Consider the following 19,121-nt stretch of genomic DNA (forward strand, 5'->3'; position numbering starts at 1 on the left):
CATGCAAAAGCGAAAGCATACTTGGATATGGCACTTGTTGCTATGGCTGGTCTCGATGGTGATCTTTTTTCAAATCACCAAAAGTCCAAGCCTCACCAATATCTTGCTGTATCCTCTGGCAGATTTCTATTATGTGTTGAGCTTTCACCTCACACTCATCGCTGTGGTGTATCTCTGTCGTAGCTGTTTGATGCCTTTGCTTTCTCAAAAGAGACAATATGCACTCTTTGTACTGGGACTTTTAGGTTTGGCAAGTATCGGAGCGTTGGCCAATGAATTTTATTTTAACCATATCACCGACTATATCTTAGAAGGAGTTTATGTGATTTCCTACTATGACTTTGAGGAGCTTTTTGTTATCCATTTAGTATACTTAGTACTGACTGCACTTTTGACCATGTCTAGCAGTTATTTTGAGGCCATACAGGCGAGCCAACAGTTGGCACTCATAGAGCAGCAGAAGACCGCAGTGGAGCTCAAGGCACTTAAAGCACAGCTCGACCCACACCTGCTTTTCAATACCCTCAACAATATCTACGGCATGTCGCTCAAGCGTGATCCCAATACTCCAGAGGTGATCTTGAAGCTATCCAATACCATGCGCTACTTGCTCTATGAGACCAATCAAAGCCAAGTGCTACTGGCGCAGGAGATAGAAATGCTGAGAGAATACATCGACTTACAGCGACTGCGGATAGGGGTTAATTCACAGGTTAGTTTGGAGGTGGTAGGTGAGGTGTCAGAACAGAAGATAGCGCCTTTGCTATTGCTGCCACTGATAGAAAATGCCTTCAAACATGGTGTGAAAGCAGATGTTCAAGGCACCTTTGTGACCATCACGATAAAGGTATCAAAGAATCGCTTGGACCTGACAGTGATCAATAATTTAGTCGCTTCAGATAAGGTGTCTCTTGATAAAACTACTGGTGGACTGGGACTCTCAAATCTCGAAAAGCGCCTAGCACTCCTATATCCTGAGGCACATACACTCAGTCATATTCAAAAAGATAATCAGTATCTTGCTACTCTTAGTTTAAAACTCACACAAGATGACCTGTCTGATAGTAGATGACGAGCCGATCGCACGCGAGATCTTGATGACCTATATCAATGACATGCCTTCTCTTCAGTTGGTAGGGAGCTATGAACATGCCATCGCAGCACTCGATCACCTAGAAAAGGAATCGGTAGACCTGCTTTTTTTGGATATCAACATGCCTAAGTTATCTGGCCTCAGTTTGCTCAAGTCACTACAGCATCCACCGATGGTGATCTTTACTACAGCTTATGATCAATATGCCATAGAAGGCTACGAACTGGATGTGGTGGACTTTTTACTCAAGCCATTTAGTTTTGAGCGATTTGTCAAGGCAGTCAGTAAGGCTCAAAAGCTACAAGCACAACATAGCCCTAGCTCAACCATCCTCGTCAAAGCTGATAAAAAACTCTATCAAGTCAATCATGCCGATATCCTCTATATCCAAGCTTGGGGAGATTATGTGAAGCTTTTTACCAAAGACAAGAGCCTAGTGCTTTCTGAGTCCTTAAAATCTATCGAAGAGCGAATTCCCAGTGGGCTTTTCATGCGCGTGCACAAGTCCTACATCGTAGCCAAGTCTGCGATCGCTTACCTAGAAGGCAACCAACTCTCCGTAGCAGGTGTCATGATTCCCATAGGCGCGAGTTATAAAGAATCTGTAGTACAGAAATTATGATCGAGATCAAGACCACTTCCTTAGCCAAAGCCTACCAGGTGCTTGAACAAATCCCAGAGTTTGTTGCTTTGCAGCCGATAGCAAAGTTTGCCCAGCGACTAGAGGGGAAGACCGCCTTAATTCTAGTCGCATACGATCGAGATTTAGCAGTGGGCGTCAAGATGGGCTATGCGCTCTCAGATAGCGTTTTCTACACTTGGATGGGAGGAGTCATCCCCGCATATAGAGGGCAAGGCATCGCACAGCAGTTAGCAGATGTGCAGGTAGCTTGGGTGTGTGATCAAGGCTTTGAGACTATCCAGCTCAAGACCCGCAATCGCTTCAAGGGCATGCTGCACTTTGCACTCAGTGATGGCTTTGACCTAATCGGAGTGAGCAAAGAAAAGGCAGATAGCATCGCAGACTACAGGATACTTTTGGAGAAAAAACTCAGCTAAGAGATAGTTTTGGACTTGTCCCTCAAACACTTAGTGGGCAGGCATAAAAATATTAGTCAAATAGGCTTGGTAGGCTTGCAAGAATAGTATGGGATGTGTACTTTTGTCATCCCTTGAGCGCACGTGGTGAAATTGGTAGACACGCCATCTTGAGGGGGTGGTGCCCTACGGGTGTGGAAGTTCGAATCTTCTCGTGCGCACAAAGCCTTTCTTTACGAAGAAGGGCTTTTTTTATACCCTTCTCTCAACATCCCTCCATTGCTTAGGGTTGTATTCTCCGAGATTGGCCTTAATTTTACTGTCAAAATAAGACCTTATGAAACTCAACATACCTTTACTCAGTGAAATCTGTAAAACCCCAGGCGCACCTGGCTTTGAAGCTCGTGTACGCGCACTAGTGCTCAAGGAAGTCACGCCTCTAGTAGATGAAATCAGTGTAGACAACCTCGGAAATGTGCACGCGATCAAGCGCGGTAAGGCTGGTAACGGCAAGCGTGTAATGGTGGCAGCGCACATGGATGAGATCGGATTCATCGTCACGCACATAGATGACAATGGCTTTGTGAAGTTCACGACCTTGGGCGGTTTCGATCCGAAGACACTCACTGCACAGCGTGTGATCATCCATGGCAAAAAGGACTTGGTGGGCGTGATGGGTAGCAAGCCGATCCACGTGATGTCTCCAGACGAGCGCAACAAGAAACCAGTGATGGAAGACTACTTCATCGACATGGGTATGAGCAAGGAAGAAGTACTCAAGTATATCCAGGTGGGAGATCCGATCACCCGTGAGCGTGAACTCATTGAGATCGGTGACTGTGTCAATGCCAAGTCTATCGATAACCGTGTGGCGGTGTTTATCCTCATCGAGACCCTCAAGCAACTCAAGGGGCATTCGGTACCCTATGATATCCATGCGGTCTTCACCGTGCAGGAGGAAGTCGGTATCCGTGGTGCCAATGTAGCCGCGCACAGCGTAAATCCTGACTTTGGGATCGCGCTAGATACGACCATCGCTTATGACCTACCCGGAGCACAAGCACATGAGCGCATCACCCAGCTCGGCAAGGGAGCGGCTATCAAGATCATGGATTCTATGACGATCTGTGACTACCGCATGGTAGCCTTCATGAAACAAACAGCTGACCAAGCGAAGATCACTTGGCAGCCAGAGATCCTTCCAGCAGGAGGTACAGATACAGCTGGCGTGCAGCGCATGGGTAAGCAAGGTGCTATCGCAGGAGCGATCTCCATTCCTACGCGTCACTTGCACCAAGTGATTGAGATGGCACACAAGCAAGACATCTTAGACTGTATCGCTTTGCTGAAAGCTTGTTTAGAGAAGATAGATCAGTACGATTGGTCTCATTGAGCCAAAGATATAGAAGCATAAAAAAAGGTGACACTGCTGAGGTGTCACCTTTTTTGTTTGAAATAAGTTCGCTCAAAGGTCTCTGTACTTGGAGTCGATCAATACCCGAATTACAGTCCCATCAGCTGATTTTAAGAGGGTACAAACCAATCTGCCTAGTTCTTTTGGCTTCACGGAATAGTATTCGTTTTGGTATTCCATCACTACCAAGTATTGCGTGCGGCCTTCACTTTCAAATTTGAGCGTTTCCCCTTTGTCATTGCAGACTACATTCCATTTGATAGGAGTTGCTGGTTGGTCATTGGCATTGTAGTAGTCATTTTGAAAGAAGCCCGTGCCATCTGCATTTAGTGTGACACAGCGACCTTTGGCATCTGAAGGGCTTAGATTGTCTTCACAGATGGGATTGTTTTGAAAATAAGCTGGGAAATCCGCTGGGGTCTTCTCATGCACAAAGGCAGGACTGCCTTTGTAATTGATCGATTTAAACTGCGCCATGGCTGCACTACTCAGTAGCAAAGCCACGAAAAGGAAGGTGATTTTTGATTTCATAGAAGGATTGTTAGGGTGGTAAGTATTTGATAATAAATATATTAAAAAATATTGTCAGGTGTTTCAATTTTTGCCACGAATGCATGAATGTTTTTTAATCTTGTTTTAGAAGTATTGAAAATGTACAATCAATCCGCATCCATTTCCTTTTGCTCTCATGAATGATTTTGTTACAAATCCTTTACATCGGTCAAAAAAATGTTACATGGTTTCTCCAGTTAATGGCTGCAAATATTTGAGATTTGTTACATCTGTTACATTGGCGTTACGAAGAAAAGTGCCTTATTGTGTAGTATTTTTATATTTTATATATATTGTAACAATGTAACAAAGTAACACCACTTTTCCGCACTTTCAAAAACGGTCAAAATAGCTACTTTTTACTAAAGTCTTAGTTATATAATATTTCAAATATTTTATTTACTCAACTACTTCCACAATGGAAAATGGATTTAGAGATTCGGATGAAACAAAAAGTTCTATCTCAGAAATCATTGATTTAAAAATAGATATATTAGACCCTAATTATTATTTAGAAGTTGATGATGGTGAGTATGAGATTGAATGTGGTGGTAAAATATTTAAGGCAAATGGTCAAATTTTATTTACTTGGCAACCATCTATATCTCTACAATTTAATGGATATATCATAACTGAAGATAGCTCTACCTTAAAGAAAGAAATTAATTTTTTTAAAGATGGGTTACCAATAGGTAAATGCTACTGTACTTCTATAAAATTACTTCCACAATCTTATGTGAGTATTTCATTAAAATTTTTCGGTCATACTATTTTAGGAGATGAAGAATTAACTGTTGATGAGGTCTATTTCTCGATACCTAATTTGATTGAGTTATTTGGATCTAGAGTAAATATTATTGGAAATTCCAAAAAAATTCGTTCTATAAATTCAAGATTAAAATTTGAGTTTAAGAATTTGATAATTGAGATAGATCGATTACCAGATTATCAAGAGCGGAAAAAAATGTTGGAGGCTGTAGGTGGGTACCATCTATTGTATGCAGGAAGGATTACAAGTAAAAAGGGAGTAATTTCATCTAGTGAGCTAGCTAACTTAAAAAATTATTTATTTAGGTTTTTATCATTTATTAATGGTTTCTGGACCGGTCCTCTTTTTTATAGTGGTTTACAAAAAGGAGTGAAAAGATGGACTGATTATACTGCCTATCAATATGACTCATATAAGACTACTCCAAGTTGGATTGTTAATTATTATCCTAATATTAATGCTTTATTTACTGAATTTTCTTCGAAACTGGAAGAAGGGAAAAGCCAGAAGTTTTTAATAAATATTCTACATTGGTATATAGAAGCAAATAAACTATCAGGAGCAGTCGAGGGAGCTATAATAATGTTACAAACTGCTCTTGAGTATGTTTTTAACTTTTGGATTGTTGAAGAAGGCAAACTTTTATTTGCGGGTAATGATGTAAAAAATTTATATGCATCTAATAAAATCCGTCTTATTCTGGCACAAATAAATTTTCCTTTAGAGATTCCGTCCGAACTATATAATACACATCAATTCTTGAAGGATAATAATTTAAATAATTATGATGGTCCTCGATTGATAACTGATGTTAGAAACAAAATTATACACTCTTCATCTGAGGATAATCGTAATAATGTAGAGTATACTTCAGGGGTTTTACTTGAGGTACATAAATTATCTATAACCTACTTAGAGTTATCGATATTAAAATATTTAAATTATCAAAATTCTTACAGAGATAGGTTTAACGGATATAATAGTTTTAAACCAGTGCCTTGGAATAAAAATTCAATGATATGACAAAAGAAAATGTTATTACACCTATTCAGTGTGGCATTGTGATGCCTATATCAAAACATGACTCGTACAAACATAGCCACTGGGGAGATGTTTTGAATATTTTCAAGCAAGCTATGCCAGCTCCTGAGTTTGAAACAAAATTGGTTAGTCATGATAATGCTGTAGGTTTGATCCAGGAGAGGATTGTCAACAATCTTTATTTTAATGATGTAGTAGTTTGTGATGTAAGCTCAAAAAATCCTAATGTGATGTTTGAATTAGGGCTAAGACTTGCCTTTGATAAGCCCACTATCATAGTAAAGGATGAATTAACCAATTTTTCCTTTGATACTTCTGGTATAGAGCATTTGAGTTATCCTTCTACTTTACGATTTTCAGAGATTGTAGCCTTCAAGGCTGAGCTATTGGAAAAAGTTAGGGCATCAATAGTTAAATCTAAAGCAGATCCTGATTATTCCCCATTCTTAAAAAGCTTTGGTAGAAGTATAGCTCCCTCGAGCTTACAGAAAAGTGAGATATCTGAATCAAAATATATAATTGAACAGATTGAAAATCTTAGAAGAGATATGAATTATGCTATTAGACATCAAAGGAAGTTTCCTCCTTTAATCAAATCGAATATTTTATCTTCAACTGATCTGATTATTAAAGTTATTCAAGATTATTCAATTGAGCACGGAAGACCCTACACTGAAGAAGAGGTTAATCTTTTTAGAGAGAGAGTAAGTAATTTTAATTTTCCCTATATGAAAACCGATGATATATTAAAGCTTTTTGATCAACATAATTTAGGTATTATCTAAAATTTATTAATTTCTTATGGCTAAATCTTTTAAGTATTTACCCTATTTATTGGCAGCTGTTTTTTTGGGGCTTTTACCGATTTTCAGTTTTATCTGGAATTTTCATAGTCTTGATTATTCAGCTAATCCAGCTCATTGGTCTGACTTTGCTACCTACTTAAATGGTACTGTAGGTCTTATTGTGAGTATCACTAGTTTATTAGTATTAGCTAGAATTTCTATTGAGATTCATAAAAACTCAGCACAGGAAAATGAAAGTGCATTGATTCGTGAGCGAAGAAGAGAGGCATTTGATAAACTTTTAGATCAAGTAACTATAATAAATAAAATTGGGTACTATTTTATTCATTATAACAGAAAAAATAATCTTAAGCGTGATTTTATTTTACAGAGTTTAAGTGATAAAATTCTTCAATTGATTGATTTTCATGCGTTTATTTTTGTTTTTAATACTAGATATGAACATTTATTTTCTATTGACTTCGATTCTATTGGATTAAGTGATGTAATTAGTACATCTTCATCTTACAAGAAAGCTGTTGATGAGCTTTATTTAAATTTAGCTCAAAATAATGAACTTAGTATTGATGAAGTAAAGAATATTGGAGAAGTTTATTCACAACATTTAAGAACCTTCCTTGAGTCTTTAGAGAAGGAATTAAGGAATTAGGTGTGAAAATTTTCACTTTAAACTGTTTCAAAAATGTGGATATTTTACTCTATTCGATTAGGTTTTTAGTCGTTATTCAGCTTTGATCTCTCCCTTTTATAGTGTTCATTGATTGTGGATAACTGCATAAGATAGGCGCTTACCTTTATGAAAAAATACTGATAATGAATAAGATAGTTTTAAAATCCAGAAGGGTAAATGTTACCACAGGACAAGTATATAAGGTTTCTACAGTTTTGATTGTTGAAAATGATGGTAGATTGAGCTTATCCAGTATTTTGCCTGTAGTCACTCCAATTAAACCCTAAGTAAAAAGAGCCTCTTTTGAGGCTCTTGCCTTTGGTAGAGATTTTTTTAGTCAATACCTCTACTCGTAGCTGTTGGGATTTTTGAGGGTCCTAAACCTTTTTTTAAGTCGAGCACCGCATATCAAGCAGCTCGAAAACTTATTTCCCTCCGCTCTTACAGGAAATGGCTTTTCGCAAGTGCATTTTTCTGGAATTGGCTTTTTTGTATTTTTCATATCGTATTCAAGATAAGTTATTATTAACATTTGACCAATTTCCCTGTCACTACTATCTGATACTTATCCATTGGGTAGTCAGAACCGTACAGCTCTGTTCTTTTTGCATAGTTTTCTTCAAGGCTCATATTTGTAGCATCAATCTCCTTGACTAGCTTCTCATCCTGCAAAGGCTTTTCAAAAACCTGTATATAGACTTTCTTTACCTTTTGATTTTCATATTGCTTTTGCAGCACTTCACCCGCTGATACCAGAGCCGTTTGAAATGGTATTGGTTCTTTTGACATTTTCATGTTAGTTTATTCTTTTTACTTTAAAAAGGTGTCGTATCTGATGGCGCAAAGCTTAGCGAACCTTGCTCAGGCTTTGGAGCTGGCTTGGTCTTGATGTTCCAGGGCTTTTTATATTCTGCCATCTGCTCCTCATTGAGCCAGTCCTCAGGCTTGAAGTGATAGTGTCGCTATGTCTTTTAATGATAGATACCATCACTCATTTTACTTTTCTATTCGTGCATTCGTGGCTAACTAATATACTAAGAATATCCATTTTCAACTAGACTTATCCCCTAGTCATCCCCTAGTTATCCTTTACTTATCCCCTAGTCATCCTCTAGTCATCCCCTAGTATAAGGTTATTTAAGGCTTTGTCAATCGGTTGTATCCTAGTGCTGATTTAACTCAATATCCGAGCCCTAAGCTTTTGGATTTGAATGCGATGCACGCGCTGTAAAACGATCGGATAAAAGTTAGCCAATACATTGATGACTGTTATAAAAAGTAACAATGTCCAGTGCTCAGCTTGTATCAGCGGGATGGATAACAAGCTCAGGCATACAAAAGCAGCCAAATGTCCAAACTCTGATTGCTTCGTCTGATAATCAAAGTTAGCCAAACCAGCTTTGCTCCCATCAAAATACTTCTTTCGGTTCTTAGGCTTTCCCCAAAAGGTAATTAACAGAAACTTTCTAAAGTAAGAAACTCCAAGCAAGCGATACAGTGCCATAAGACTCTCGGGTTTACTCACAACGTAATAACTTGCAGGAAGGACTCTATGTGTAGGATAGGCAAAACCAACGAAAGCAAATATGCCTGTGACAAACAAGGTCAGCATAAACGATAGACTAGCTGCACCAACTATAGACACTTCCTCTGGTGAGAGTTTTAGGATCACCTTTACTAACTCATAAGAGCGATACGCTAAAAAGAGTGAGATCAACGGAAAGAAAACCTTCTTTGCAAAACTCATGATTGCTTCACCTTTAGCGAGGTGCCTTCAGTACTGATGACGGTGATGGATACACCTGCTTCGATGTATTCTCCTCGACTGTAAGCGTCATACAGTTCTCCATCGATGAGAACCTTGCCACTTGGTCTCAAGACCGTATGTGTGACACCGATCTTGCCGACCATATCAGCAGCATAGTAGCTTGACGTATAGCCTGCTGCTCTTTCTTGAGTTCCTGCCATAGCGATGCGCTTGAACATACCGATCTTATCAAATCGCGCTCCCGCATATACCAAAAGTCCCATGGCTCCAAGTAATGCGAGTAAAAGCGTGAGGATGGCGGAGAATAAAGAAGCACCACTGACAAAAGTAAAGTCAAAGGTTTTATTGTCCACCATAACGAGGACGAGCGAAGAAAGTATCGCCACGATGCCTGCCACACCAAATACTCCAAATCCAGGGATGACCAGTAGTTCAACTGCCAGCAGGATGATACCTACTAGGAAAAGCACTATCTCCCAGTTTTCGGCCAAACCAGTCAGATAGTAAGGGATGAAGTAAAGGATCGTAGCTGTGATAGCGGCTGCTAATGGGAAGCCCACTCCGGGAGTCTGCAACTCAAAATAAATCCCGCCAATGATGATCAAAATAAGAATTCCACTGACAAATGGATTGAGAAAAAGAGCGATGATCTTTTCTATTCCATCAGGTTCATAAGTGGTGATCTCGTAGCGAGTAATGCCTTGATTGAGTAGGATTTCCTCTATATCATTTACCTGAGCTTCACAAAAATCATTGGCGATCGCTTCGGAGGTAGAAAAGGTGAGTACTTGGCCAGCATCTGTGATACCTGGGATAGAGAGTCTTTCATCTACCATGGCTTCGGCTATCTTAGGATCTCTACCTTTGGCTTCTGCGGTAGATCGCATGATAGATCGCATGTAGGACTGGTACTTGTCTGGGGCTGCTTGACCATCTCCTGTGACTACTGTAGCTGCACCTATGCTTCCACCAGGAGCCATGTAGATACTGTCACATGCGATCGAGATCAGTGCACCCGCACTAGCGGCATCTTTGTCGATAAAGGCATAGACTGGCACCGGACTATTGAGTACCATGGTGCGAATGTCATCAGCATCATTAAGCGCACCACCATAAGTATCGATGTGCAAGATGATCAGTTCAGCTTCTGCTTTTTCCGCTTCTTCAAATCCTCTACTGACTTGTCTGTTCATACGAGGATCGATCTCTGCTTTGATGTTGATCACATAGACTTTTTTGTCCGTATCGGACGACTGTCCAAAAAGTGTGAAACTGAGCATACAGCTCATCAAGAAAAATGCTATTGGATAAAATCTCTTCATTTCTTTAAATCCCAAAGGATAGCTTTAATTTTACAATGAATATGACAAATTAAACGGTGATTAAAAAATTAGTAGCGCGTTTTCATCATGACTTTCAGCAGGCTATTTGGCAGGTATTGCCCGTAGTAGAAAATAGCACCTACTGGATCGAAACCAAAGCAGCCAATACACCTGATAGTTATTTTCACTTGATCGATGCTGAGGGTGGTCAACTGCTACACCAAGACATATTTTTGGGAGAAGGTGTGCTAGCAAGTATGCTGTCTGCCAATGCGCGCTGGCTCATTCTTCAAGTTTTTGAGGATAAGCAAAATCCTGAGCATGCCAAAGTTTGGGTCTTTGACGTGCAGTTGGGAGAGATGAGCTATGAAGTACCAGATTTCACCTTTTTGCACTTAGCGGGAGATAGGCTTTATGGCTTACATCAGCTAGGAGAAGACAGAGGAGCAGTGTATCTCGACCTGCTCACTGGTGATATGTATCCCGGTGCAGAAAGTCCTGCTGCTAACAAAGAGGATTTGCTGACCGTACAACTCTATGAAAAGGGAGATGAGGGCTTTGAGTCTATTCACACATTTTTGAGAGAAAAACTAGGAGTGAGTATTCATGGCATGTGTGAATATTTAGAGACAGACAGCCACATCATCTTAAGTTACTATACGGAAGAAAAGCCTGTACGCAATGAATTAGTATGCTTTGATCGAGCTGGTCAACGCTGTCATCAAGATATCTTACTACCCGAAGTCAAAGGTTTTGCTTTGGGAACATTTATTGTTGTAGGAGATACGTTATCATATGTGAAAAATAAATCGGAAATTTGCTTTTACAGTTTAGCTTGAAACCAATGAAAAAAATATACGGAGTCCTTTTCTTTTTCTTTTTTGTCCTAGTTGCCTCAGCTGAGATCCTTCCGATGGATTCTATCGGTGTGGAGCGAAGAGATGGCAAGACCTATGTCATCCATCAGGTAGATCCTAAGGAGACACTCTTCTCTATCTCGAGGCGCTATAATGCCTCTGTGGAGGTGATCAAAAGTGAAAATGGAGGCTTGGCTGAGGGACTCAAAATAGGCCAGATCATCAAGGTCTTGATAGCTGAGGCTCCGACACAGACTTCAAGTGCTACAAAGAAACATACTGTGGAAGCTGGTCAGACGCTTTATACACTTTCTAGGATATACAGTGTCACAGTAGACGAGATCAAGCGTGCCAATAACCTCAGCTCTAATGAGATTAGTATTGGCCAAGAGATCATAATCCCAACTAGCTCTGTTGCACAGATCAATCAAACAAGCGGCACAGAAGTATGGCCACCTAAGCCTGTAGTGAAGTTGGATTCTACTTTTAAATACCACCAAGTAGAGGCGGGACAGACCTTATATACCTTGGCTAGAATCTATGATAAGACAGTAGATCAAATCAAAGAAATCAATGAGATGGAAGGCAATACACTCTCTGTGGGTCAATATGTCAAGATCGAGAAAAAGCAGAGTGTTCCTGTCAAAATCAATAAGCCAGTAGTCTTAACGGAGATACCTCCTAAGGAGGAAGAAATGATCGAGAACAAGCCGCCTGCACATGTCATCGCACAAAAGGAAGCAGCAATCGATCAGCTCGAGAAAAACACGATCATGACTCCCATGAAAGAAATCAAGGAGGCAGGTTTGGCAGAGGTGATAGAAACGCCAAGTGACAATAAGAAATACCTTGTGCTTCACAGAACAGCCAAAGTTGGTTCTGTAATGAAGATCAGAAATGAAATGAATGGAATGGAGATCTACGCTAGAGTAGTGGGTAAACTTCCTGCTACGGGAGATAATAATAAGCTACTGATCAAAATCTCTAAAGCGGCATTTGAACAATTACGCGCGGTAGATGCTAGATTCCCAGTAGAGATTTCTTACTAATTAAGTCGAAATAACATGAAGGAGAATCACTACATCGGTGATTCTCTTTTTTATTGAATGATCATGAGGCCAATCAATTCGCAGCTAAAAGATTTCCTAGATGAAAAGGTGCTGACTTACAATCAGCCCAATTTTATCACCCTAGATCCCGTTAGTATTCCACATCGATTTTCTAAAGTTCAAGACATTGAGATTGCAGGCTTTTGGGCGGCTATCCTAGCTTGGGGACAACGAAAGACTATCATACAGAAGTGTATTCAGCTTTTTGACTTGATGGACAATGCCCCTCATGATTTCATCCTGCATCATGAAGAGTCCGACCTCAAGCCCTTTTTGACCTTCAAGCACCGTACATTCAATGACCTAGATACACTCTATTTCATCAGATTTTTTAGGTGGTTTTATGAAAGTCACCAGAGCTTGGAGGAAGCTTTTCTAGTAGGCTATGAGCAAGGGAAAGGTATGGAGAGTGCTTTGATCCAGTTTCATGAATTATTTTTCTCTTTGCCAGATTTCCCTCCTCGTACACGCAAGCACATCGCTACCCCAGTGCGCAAGGCAGCTTGTAAGCGATTAAATATGTTTCTGCGGTGGATGGTCAGACAAGATGACAAGGGTGTGGACTTCGGTTTGTGGAAGCGTCTCTCTCCAGCTGATTTGATCTGTCCATGTGACTTGCATGTAGATAGAGTAGCCCGAAAGCTCGGACTCATCACACGCAAACAGACTGATTGGCTGACAGCACTCGAACTGACAGCAAATCTCAGGGTCTTGGATAGTCAAGACCCTGTGAAATATGATTTTGCACTCTTTGGATTGGGAATCGAAGAGAAGTTTTAATTGCCCCAGGTTGCTGGATCTTTTCTCCAGGCAGTAAGTGTGGCTACTTGGGCTTCATTGATATATGACTCTTTCAGCGCTTCTTTCAGCATGATTTCATAATTGCTCAGACAGATGAATGGCACCTTAGCTGCTGCAAAATTTTCCTGTGCTAGATCAAAGCCATAAGTAAAAATGGCAGCCATACCTAGTACTTCAAACTCAGCCGCCCTCAAGGCTTCTACTGCTTTGAGCGAACTGCCACCTGTGGAGACAAGGTCTTCTAGTACCACCACTTTGTGACCAGGAGTGACGAGACCTTCGATCATATTTTCCATCCCATGTCCTTTGGGTTTAGAACGCACATAGATAAATGGCAGTCCAAGCACATCTGCTACCAAAGCTCCTTGAGGAATGCCCGCAGTAGCTACACCTGCAATGGCTTCTACACCGATAAATTGTTCCTTGATCGCATCTGCTAGTGCATGCTTGATATAGTTTCTAACTTCAGGGAATGACAGTGAGAGTCGGTTATCACAATAGATAGGTGACTTCCAGCCTGAGCTCCATTGAAAAGGTTTTTCTACATTGAGTCGAATAGCCTTGATTTTGAGAAGCATCGAGGCGATCTCTTTGGCAGTTTGTTCGGATTTTTGATTCATTTGGCTAAAATAGAGAGATTTTAAAAAAGATTTTTTGTCAATTGAATATTTTACTTGATTTTTGATTTTCAGCCAAAGACTAATCGATCAGGATGGTAGTTTTCATCAATGACAAGCCAGTAGCCATACTGGATACTAAAGAGCTAGCAGGACATGAGCCATTTGAGGTGGAGATGGACGGGAGAGATCCTTTTCCCAATTCTCCCAAATTTGTGGATGATGTCTTGATTAGATATCCTACAGAAGCCTTTTTGATCGAGCTATTGCTTACCGTGAAGACGAGAAAACTCAAGCATCTCTCTAGCATCACGATAGTGACGGAGGAGCGTGATTGGGTTAAGGACTTTATCAAAAGTCGCTTCACGATCATCAAAGCCGCGGGTGGAGTTGTGAGAAAGAAAGATAAAGTGCTTTTTATCCACCGATTAGGCAAATGGGACTTCCCCAAAGGAAAGTTTGAGAAAGGTGAAACGCCTGATCAGTGTGCTGTCAGAGAGGTAGAGGAGGAGTGTGGTATCAAAGTGAAATTAGGAGAGCTTATCTGCAAGACTTGGCACACTTATACACTCAACCGAAAAAGCATCCTCAAGAAAACTTACTGGTATGCGATGGATTGTGTGGATGACCAGCAGATGGTACCTCAGCTAGAAGAAGGCATAGATGATGTGCGTTGGCTGAATAATACAGAGGCATTGCAAGCACTTTACAATAGCTACCCTTCGATGCGCTACTTATACAAAAGATTTAGAGAACAGGAAGTGAAAGTCTAAAGCTTGTAAGGCAAAAACTTACTCACATCGCCTTGGTATTTGTGTACTTCTCGAATGATCGTAGAGCTGATGTAAGCATACTTTGGGGAAGTGATCAGAAAGACTGTTTCTAGATTGGTATTGATCACACGATTGACTTGGCTGATGGTGTTTTCGTATTCAAAGTCTGTAGTATTTCTCAAGCCTCTGAGTAGAAAGTTAGCCTTGTATTTTTTAGCCAGTGAAGCCGTCAACTCAGCAAAGACAATCACCTTTACCTGTGGATAATCCTTGAAAGTTTCTTGTATCTTCTCCACCATAAAATTGACCTCAAAATAACGGGTATTCTTCTGAGAGTTGAAACCTATCCCTATGATGATCTCATCAAATAGCTCAAGTCCTCTGAGTACTATGTCCTCATGACCTTTGGTAAATGGATCAAATGAGCCAGGAAAAAGTGCTGTTCTTTTCATAGAGATTTAGATCATCCGAAATGTCTCAAAATAGTCTTGATAAGCTACTTTTTGATTCAGTTCAGAGTAATTGATAAAGTGCTCAGGTGTTTGTTGATGTACATTTTTGATGTACTTCCCTAGTTCCTGTATGCTTGTTTGATGTTTCGCTAGATTGCCGATGACAGATACTTTACAGAGCGTTCTATCGAAGTTTAGCTGCTGTATGACCATGAGTATATACTTGATCAGTTGCTGCGCATTATCTACTTCAAAGCGATTAATCAATTGGAGTTCGCTGGAGCTGAAAGCTGCAATATTAATATGCTTAGCCTCGACTGTGATGAAAATTTCTTGTGGCAAGAAATCATTTCTTTTTTCTAGCAGGTAATTCAGTAGGACAGTCGTATGATGCTTAAAGGCTACGGTAGATTGATGAAAGCAAGCTTTGACCCAGTCGAGTTTAACGCTATCTGCTGCAGCTAGTACGATGATCTCATTAGAATGAAGATTTTCATACCAAGCATCCTGTTGCTTAGTATCGAAATCAGCATTGAGCTGTAAATGTACAGCGATGTCCTGCGGTCTAAAATATGGCGTAGGGAGTAGATTGAAGTAATTGTTTCTGAAGATGGCTACTGTGCTGGCAGTCTGATGAGGACCTTGACAAAGGGTAGATTTCTTCTGAACTTCTTGGAGAAAATCACCCCAAGTAGCTTGAGGCGCTTTTAGGTACTGTTCCCAGTACAGACATTGATTATTGAGATCAGTGATACTCAAGATCAACTCTTGAGCATCAAACAAAAGCGACAAGTCGTACTGTTGAATTTCTTCTATACGAAACTTGTCGCTTTTGGTAGAGATAATATTTAAGATAGGATTAGCCAATTTGCTTACTCCCAGTTACCTGCTGTAGATACGTCTGTTCTAGAACCTACTCTGAGGGCCTTTTCATTATTGTTTTTACGTCTTGCTGGATTTACTGGAGCTACGTCTCTCACTTCAAATACAGATACCATTACACCAGACTTTTCGATTTTGTCTGCGAATAGTTCGAATCTTTTACCATTTGAACCTGGGATGATTGGCAATGTCTCTAATCTGAAATTAGGCACTTTATCAGCACTGAAAAGTGAATCCATCACTGGCACAGAACCAAGTGTGTCATAAGTAACAGTGATTTCTTCTTGTCCGTAATCAAGAAGGGTTGTAGTTTCTTTTCTTTCGATGATCCAAATTTTACCAGTTTCTATGAAGTTTAGCAAGCTGTCCCAGTTATCAGTGTACTGACCATTGCTAGACTGATATGCTTTTTGAGCATCACGAATCATTTTCAATTTTTCGATTACTCGCTCTTCGATCTGGGCGATTCTCTCGGTTTCATCAATTTTGAACTTGATGCCATCTACCAAGAAATAAGCTAATACAGCCGCAATGGCTAATACTACGTACGATAAGATTTTAGACAGATTCATTTTGGTTAATTTATTTAAGCAAATGTAAGTTTGGTTGAAAAGGTTCTCTTTCTAATAAGGTGCTATTTTATGGAATTATTTTCAATTTTAAAATATCCCTTCCAATTAAATAATTCGTTAAGACTGGAGATTTTATGGAAAACACCATGGATTTGTGCTTTTGGGATAGATTGAAGGGCTTTTATGTCCATCCAAGCCTGTGCAGTCAATATTTGATGATCGGCATCTAACTCGGGATCTGTACCTAGACTGATTTGACCTCCGACTACCTTGACTTCATAAAATAGCTCAATAGCGTGCAGAGGTTGGTCTAAAAATTCACTTACAAAAAGCAAGTCACCTACTTCGATCTCCAGATTAGTTTCCTCTTTAAACTCACGTACTAGATTAGCTTTGGCATCTGTACCAAACTGCATACCACCACCCGGAGGTGCCCAGAGATGTCCATCTCCTAGATAGGCATGTTTGAGCATCAGGATTTTGTCAGCTATGACTAGGATGCCAGATACACGACATCTCAGTCGATGACCAAATTCATGATTAATTTTTTCTTCTAATGACATCTCCTAACTTCGTGTTTTACGATCAGTAAAATTACTTGAATAATCGAGAATTGGCTAAACCATCTGAAATACTAAGTGCCAAATTTGCCCATAGACCTACAGCAGGTCAGGCTCGTTTATTTGATTTATTTGATGACTTTCTCACTGATGATAAGCAAGAAAAGAAAACCTTGTTGATCAAAGGTTTTGCAGGTACTGGAAAAACTTCCGTAGTGGCTGCTCTAGTGCAAGCTTTGCCTTTTTTTAAATTAAAATCTCTCATGATGGCACCTACTGGTAGGGCGGCTAAGGTGATGACCTCTTATGCCGCTCGGACGGGTTTTACTATTCATAAGGTGATCTATAAGCAAGTGGCTGATCCAAGCTCAGGCGCAATGCAGTTTGAAAAGGCAAAGAACTATTACAAGCAAACGGTATTCATCGTAGATGAGGCTTCGATGCTTTCTGATGATTTTGGGCAGAACCTCCTACAAGATTTGATTGACTTTGTCTTTCAGCATCCAAGTAATCGACTCATTATGATCGGGGATGTTGCCCAGCTACCACCAGTAGGTAGCCCCAATAGTCCTGCGCTGGATGGAGATTATTTGAGAAGACATTATAGATTGCATGTAGCTGAGACACTACTCACGGAAGTCATGAGACAAGATGCGCTTTCAGGTATCTTATATAATGCGACTAAACTGCGAGAAGAGTTGTCTAAGGAGGTTTTTCAAGTGCAATTTCAGACAAAGGGCTTTACTGACTTTTTCAAGATGACTGGAGAGCGATTGGAAGATGGATTGAGATATGCTTACCAAAAGTTTGGGGTGGAGGACACGACTATCATCTGTCGCTCAAATAAGCAAGCGGTGCAATTTAACGAGTATATCAGAAGAGCGATTCACTACTACGAGAGTGAGATCGAAGTGGGAGATATGCTCATGATCGTGAGAAATAACTATTTCTATATGGAGGATAGTGAGCGTGTAGGGTTTCTGGCTAATGGAGACTTTGTAGAAGTGATGAAAATTAGAAATTTCGAAGAACTCTATGGTTTTAGATTTGCTACGCTGGAGCTGAGATTACTTGACTATCCAGATGAGCCACACTTTGAGGCAAAAATCATCTTAGATTGTCTACATGCCGCCACACCTGCACTCACGCAAGAGCAAAATCGTAGCCTCTATCACCAAGTACAGGAGGACTACCTAGATGTCGCTGATAAAAAGGAAAGGATACGCCTAATCAAAAAAGATCCTTATCTCAATGCACTACAAGTGAAGTTTGCTTATGCGCTGACTTGTCATAAATCTCAAGGAGGACAGTGGAAAGCTGTCTTTGTGGAACAAGGTTATCTAAAGGATGAAATGGTGGACAAAGAATACCTGAGATGGCTTTATACAGCTGTAACCAGAGCTAGTGAGGAGTTGTATTTAGTGAACTTTAATGCCTCATTTTTTGGCACATAACTTGAATCGTATGAAGAAACTATTTTACTTTGTCAGACGTTAACCCAATCAATAAAACAACCAAAGATATGAAAAGCTTATTATTATCAATTTTCGCCCTCTTTATCTTCGTAGGTGCTCAAGCTCAAGAGACAGTTTCAGCCAAAACTGAGGGTGCTGTCATTACTTTCCAAGAAAAGGCTAAAGATTTCGGTGATATTACAGTAGGAGATAAAGTAGAACATACTTTCAAATTTAAAAATACAGGTAATATCCCTTTGATCATCTCAAATGTGGCGGTGACTTGTGGATGCACAGCAACAGATTGGCCTAAAAAGCCAATTGCTCCAGGTGCTGAATCTGAGATCACTGTCAAATTTGATAGTTCAAACAAGAATGGAAAGCAAAATAGTATCATCAGAGTGTACTCTAATGCTACTCAGCCTATTGAGAAGATCTCTATGATCTCTAATGTTTTACCTAAGAAGTAATTCCATATTAATATTTCAGTTGAGTTGATGCTCTGCTGATGGACAATAAAATAGCCCTTGGATATCCAAGGGCTATTTATTTTTGTAGCGTTTATGCTAGG

General features: G+C 40.1%; 22 protein-coding genes and 1 tRNA gene. 14 read left to right on the forward strand and 9 right to left on the reverse strand.

The window, feature by feature from the left end:
• The first annotated feature begins 1 nt into the window (after position 1).
• The 5 genes from I5349_RS11985 to I5349_RS12005 all read left to right on the forward strand — a co-directional run bounded on the left by I5349_RS11985 (position 2) and on the right by I5349_RS12005 (position 3,524).
• Positions 2-1,072 carry a sensor histidine kinase gene (locus I5349_RS11985; RefSeq protein WP_226391008.1) on the forward strand — a complete coding sequence of 357 codons (1,071 nt, stop codon included), beginning with the start codon at positions 2-4 and terminating at the stop codon, positions 1,070-1,072.
• Positions 1,050-1,715 (forward strand): LytR/AlgR family response regulator transcription factor, encoded by a 666-nt coding sequence (locus tag I5349_RS11990; RefSeq protein ID WP_226391009.1) that lies wholly within the window; start codon positions 1,050-1,052, stop codon positions 1,713-1,715. Before I5349_RS11985 ends, I5349_RS11990 begins: the two co-directional genes overlap by 23 nt.
• Entirely contained in the window at positions 1,712-2,152 is a 441-nt protein-coding gene (locus I5349_RS11995) for a GNAT family N-acetyltransferase (protein ID WP_226391010.1), read from the forward strand. The genes I5349_RS11990 and I5349_RS11995 overlap by 4 nt, the downstream gene beginning before the upstream one ends.
• Positions 2,153-2,269: 117 nt before the next feature.
• Positions 2,270-2,352 (forward strand) — tRNA-Leu (locus I5349_RS12000).
• A 116-nt stretch (positions 2,353-2,468) separates the two neighbouring features.
• Complete coding sequence (locus I5349_RS12005; RefSeq protein WP_226391011.1) at positions 2,469-3,524, forward strand: M42 family metallopeptidase; 1,056 nt, start codon at positions 2,469-2,471, stop codon at positions 3,522-3,524.
• A gap of 72 nt (positions 3,525-3,596) precedes the next feature.
• Here I5349_RS12005 and I5349_RS12010 read toward each other — a convergent pair whose 3' ends face one another.
• Entirely contained in the window at positions 3,597-4,076 is a 480-nt protein-coding gene (locus tag I5349_RS12010) for a hypothetical protein (protein WP_226391012.1), read from the reverse strand.
• A gap of 439 nt (positions 4,077-4,515) precedes the next feature.
• Between I5349_RS12010 and I5349_RS12015 the strand changes: the two genes are divergently transcribed.
• The 3 genes from I5349_RS12015 to I5349_RS12025 are packed head-to-tail and all read left to right on the forward strand — an operon-like array spanning position 4,516 to position 7,362.
• On the forward strand, positions 4,516-5,889 hold the full coding sequence (locus I5349_RS12015; RefSeq protein ID WP_226391013.1) for a YopA family protein: 1,374 nt from the start codon (positions 4,516-4,518) through the stop codon (positions 5,887-5,889).
• The gene (locus tag I5349_RS12020; protein WP_226391014.1) at positions 5,886-6,692 is read left to right on the forward strand and encodes a hypothetical protein; all 807 of its coding nucleotides are present in this window, start codon (positions 5,886-5,888) and stop codon (positions 6,690-6,692) included. The genes I5349_RS12015 and I5349_RS12020 overlap by 4 nt, the downstream gene beginning before the upstream one ends.
• Positions 6,693-6,708: 16 nt before the next feature.
• Complete coding sequence (locus I5349_RS12025) at positions 6,709-7,362, forward strand: hypothetical protein (RefSeq protein ID WP_226391015.1); 654 nt, start codon at positions 6,709-6,711, stop codon at positions 7,360-7,362.
• A 546-nt stretch (positions 7,363-7,908) separates the two neighbouring features.
• Here I5349_RS12025 and I5349_RS12030 read toward each other — a convergent pair.
• The 3 genes from I5349_RS12030 to I5349_RS12040 form a co-directional block, all read right to left on the reverse strand.
• On the reverse strand, positions 7,909-8,172 hold the full coding sequence (locus I5349_RS12030; RefSeq protein ID WP_226391016.1) for a hypothetical protein: 264 nt from the start codon (positions 8,170-8,172) through the stop codon (positions 7,909-7,911).
• A gap of 385 nt (positions 8,173-8,557) precedes the next feature.
• Complete coding sequence (locus I5349_RS12035; RefSeq protein WP_226391017.1) at positions 8,558-9,130, reverse strand: glycosyl-4,4'-diaponeurosporenoate acyltransferase CrtO family protein; 573 nt, start codon at positions 9,128-9,130, stop codon at positions 8,558-8,560.
• Positions 9,127-10,473, reverse strand: a complete 1,347-nt coding sequence (locus I5349_RS12040) for an NfeD family protein (RefSeq protein ID WP_226391018.1) — start codon at positions 10,471-10,473, stop codon at positions 9,127-9,129. Before I5349_RS12040 ends, I5349_RS12035 begins: the two co-directional genes overlap by 4 nt.
• Positions 10,474-10,529: 56 nt before the next feature.
• Between I5349_RS12040 and I5349_RS12045 the strand changes: the two genes are divergently transcribed.
• The 3 genes from I5349_RS12045 (at position 10,530) to I5349_RS12055 (ending at position 13,219) form a co-directional block, all read left to right on the forward strand.
• Positions 10,530-11,312, forward strand: coding sequence for a DUF4905 domain-containing protein (locus I5349_RS12045; protein WP_226391019.1), 783 nt, complete (start codon positions 10,530-10,532; stop codon positions 11,310-11,312).
• 5 nt (positions 11,313-11,317) lie between these two features.
• A complete protein-coding gene (locus I5349_RS12050; RefSeq protein ID WP_226391020.1) occupies positions 11,318-12,379 on the forward strand; it encodes a LysM peptidoglycan-binding domain-containing protein in 1,062 nt (353 codons plus the stop codon).
• Between the two features lie 63 nt (positions 12,380-12,442).
• Entirely contained in the window at positions 12,443-13,219 is a 777-nt protein-coding gene (locus I5349_RS12055; RefSeq protein WP_226391021.1) for a TIGR02757 family protein, read from the forward strand.
• On the opposite strand, the gene pyrE is transcribed toward I5349_RS12055, so the two are convergent.
• Entirely contained in the window at positions 13,216-13,860 is a 645-nt protein-coding gene (pyrE, locus tag I5349_RS12060; protein WP_226391022.1) for an orotate phosphoribosyltransferase, read from the reverse strand. The genes I5349_RS12055 and pyrE overlap by 4 nt on opposite strands.
• A gap of 92 nt (positions 13,861-13,952) precedes the next feature.
• Between pyrE and I5349_RS12065 the strand changes: the two genes are divergently transcribed.
• Complete coding sequence (locus tag I5349_RS12065; protein ID WP_226391023.1) at positions 13,953-14,630, forward strand: NUDIX hydrolase; 678 nt, start codon at positions 13,953-13,955, stop codon at positions 14,628-14,630.
• Here I5349_RS12065 and coaD read toward each other — a convergent pair.
• The 4 genes from coaD to I5349_RS12085 all read right to left on the reverse strand — a co-directional run bounded on the left by coaD (position 14,627) and on the right by I5349_RS12085 (position 17,099).
• On the reverse strand, positions 14,627-15,082 hold the full coding sequence (gene coaD / locus I5349_RS12070) for a pantetheine-phosphate adenylyltransferase (protein ID WP_226391024.1): 456 nt from the start codon (positions 15,080-15,082) through the stop codon (positions 14,627-14,629). The two genes, I5349_RS12065 and coaD, sit on opposite strands and share 4 nt — an antisense overlap.
• Positions 15,083-15,088: 6 nt before the next feature.
• Entirely contained in the window at positions 15,089-15,949 is an 861-nt protein-coding gene (locus I5349_RS12075) for a DUF3822 family protein (RefSeq protein WP_226391025.1), read from the reverse strand.
• A gap of 5 nt (positions 15,950-15,954) precedes the next feature.
• Positions 15,955-16,536 carry a hypothetical protein gene (locus tag I5349_RS12080; RefSeq protein ID WP_226391026.1) on the reverse strand — a complete coding sequence of 194 codons (582 nt, stop codon included), beginning with the start codon at positions 16,534-16,536 and terminating at the stop codon, positions 15,955-15,957.
• A 62-nt stretch (positions 16,537-16,598) separates the two neighbouring features.
• Complete coding sequence (locus tag I5349_RS12085; protein WP_226391027.1) at positions 16,599-17,099, reverse strand: NUDIX domain-containing protein; 501 nt, start codon at positions 17,097-17,099, stop codon at positions 16,599-16,601.
• A 35-nt stretch (positions 17,100-17,134) separates the two neighbouring features.
• On the opposite strand from I5349_RS12085, the gene I5349_RS12090 reads away from it, so the two are divergent.
• A complete protein-coding gene (locus tag I5349_RS12090) occupies positions 17,135-18,550 on the forward strand; it encodes an ATP-dependent DNA helicase (RefSeq protein ID WP_226391028.1) in 1,416 nt (471 codons plus the stop codon).
• 68 nt (positions 18,551-18,618) lie between these two features.
• Positions 18,619-19,020 carry a DUF1573 domain-containing protein gene (locus I5349_RS12095; RefSeq protein ID WP_226391029.1) on the forward strand — a complete coding sequence of 134 codons (402 nt, stop codon included), beginning with the start codon at positions 18,619-18,621 and terminating at the stop codon, positions 19,018-19,020.
• Positions 19,021-19,121: the final 101 nt, after the last annotated feature.

This window comes from Penaeicola halotolerans (assembly GCF_016464625.1).
Taxonomy (GTDB): domain Bacteria; phylum Bacteroidota; class Bacteroidia; order Cytophagales; family Cyclobacteriaceae; genus Penaeicola; species Penaeicola halotolerans.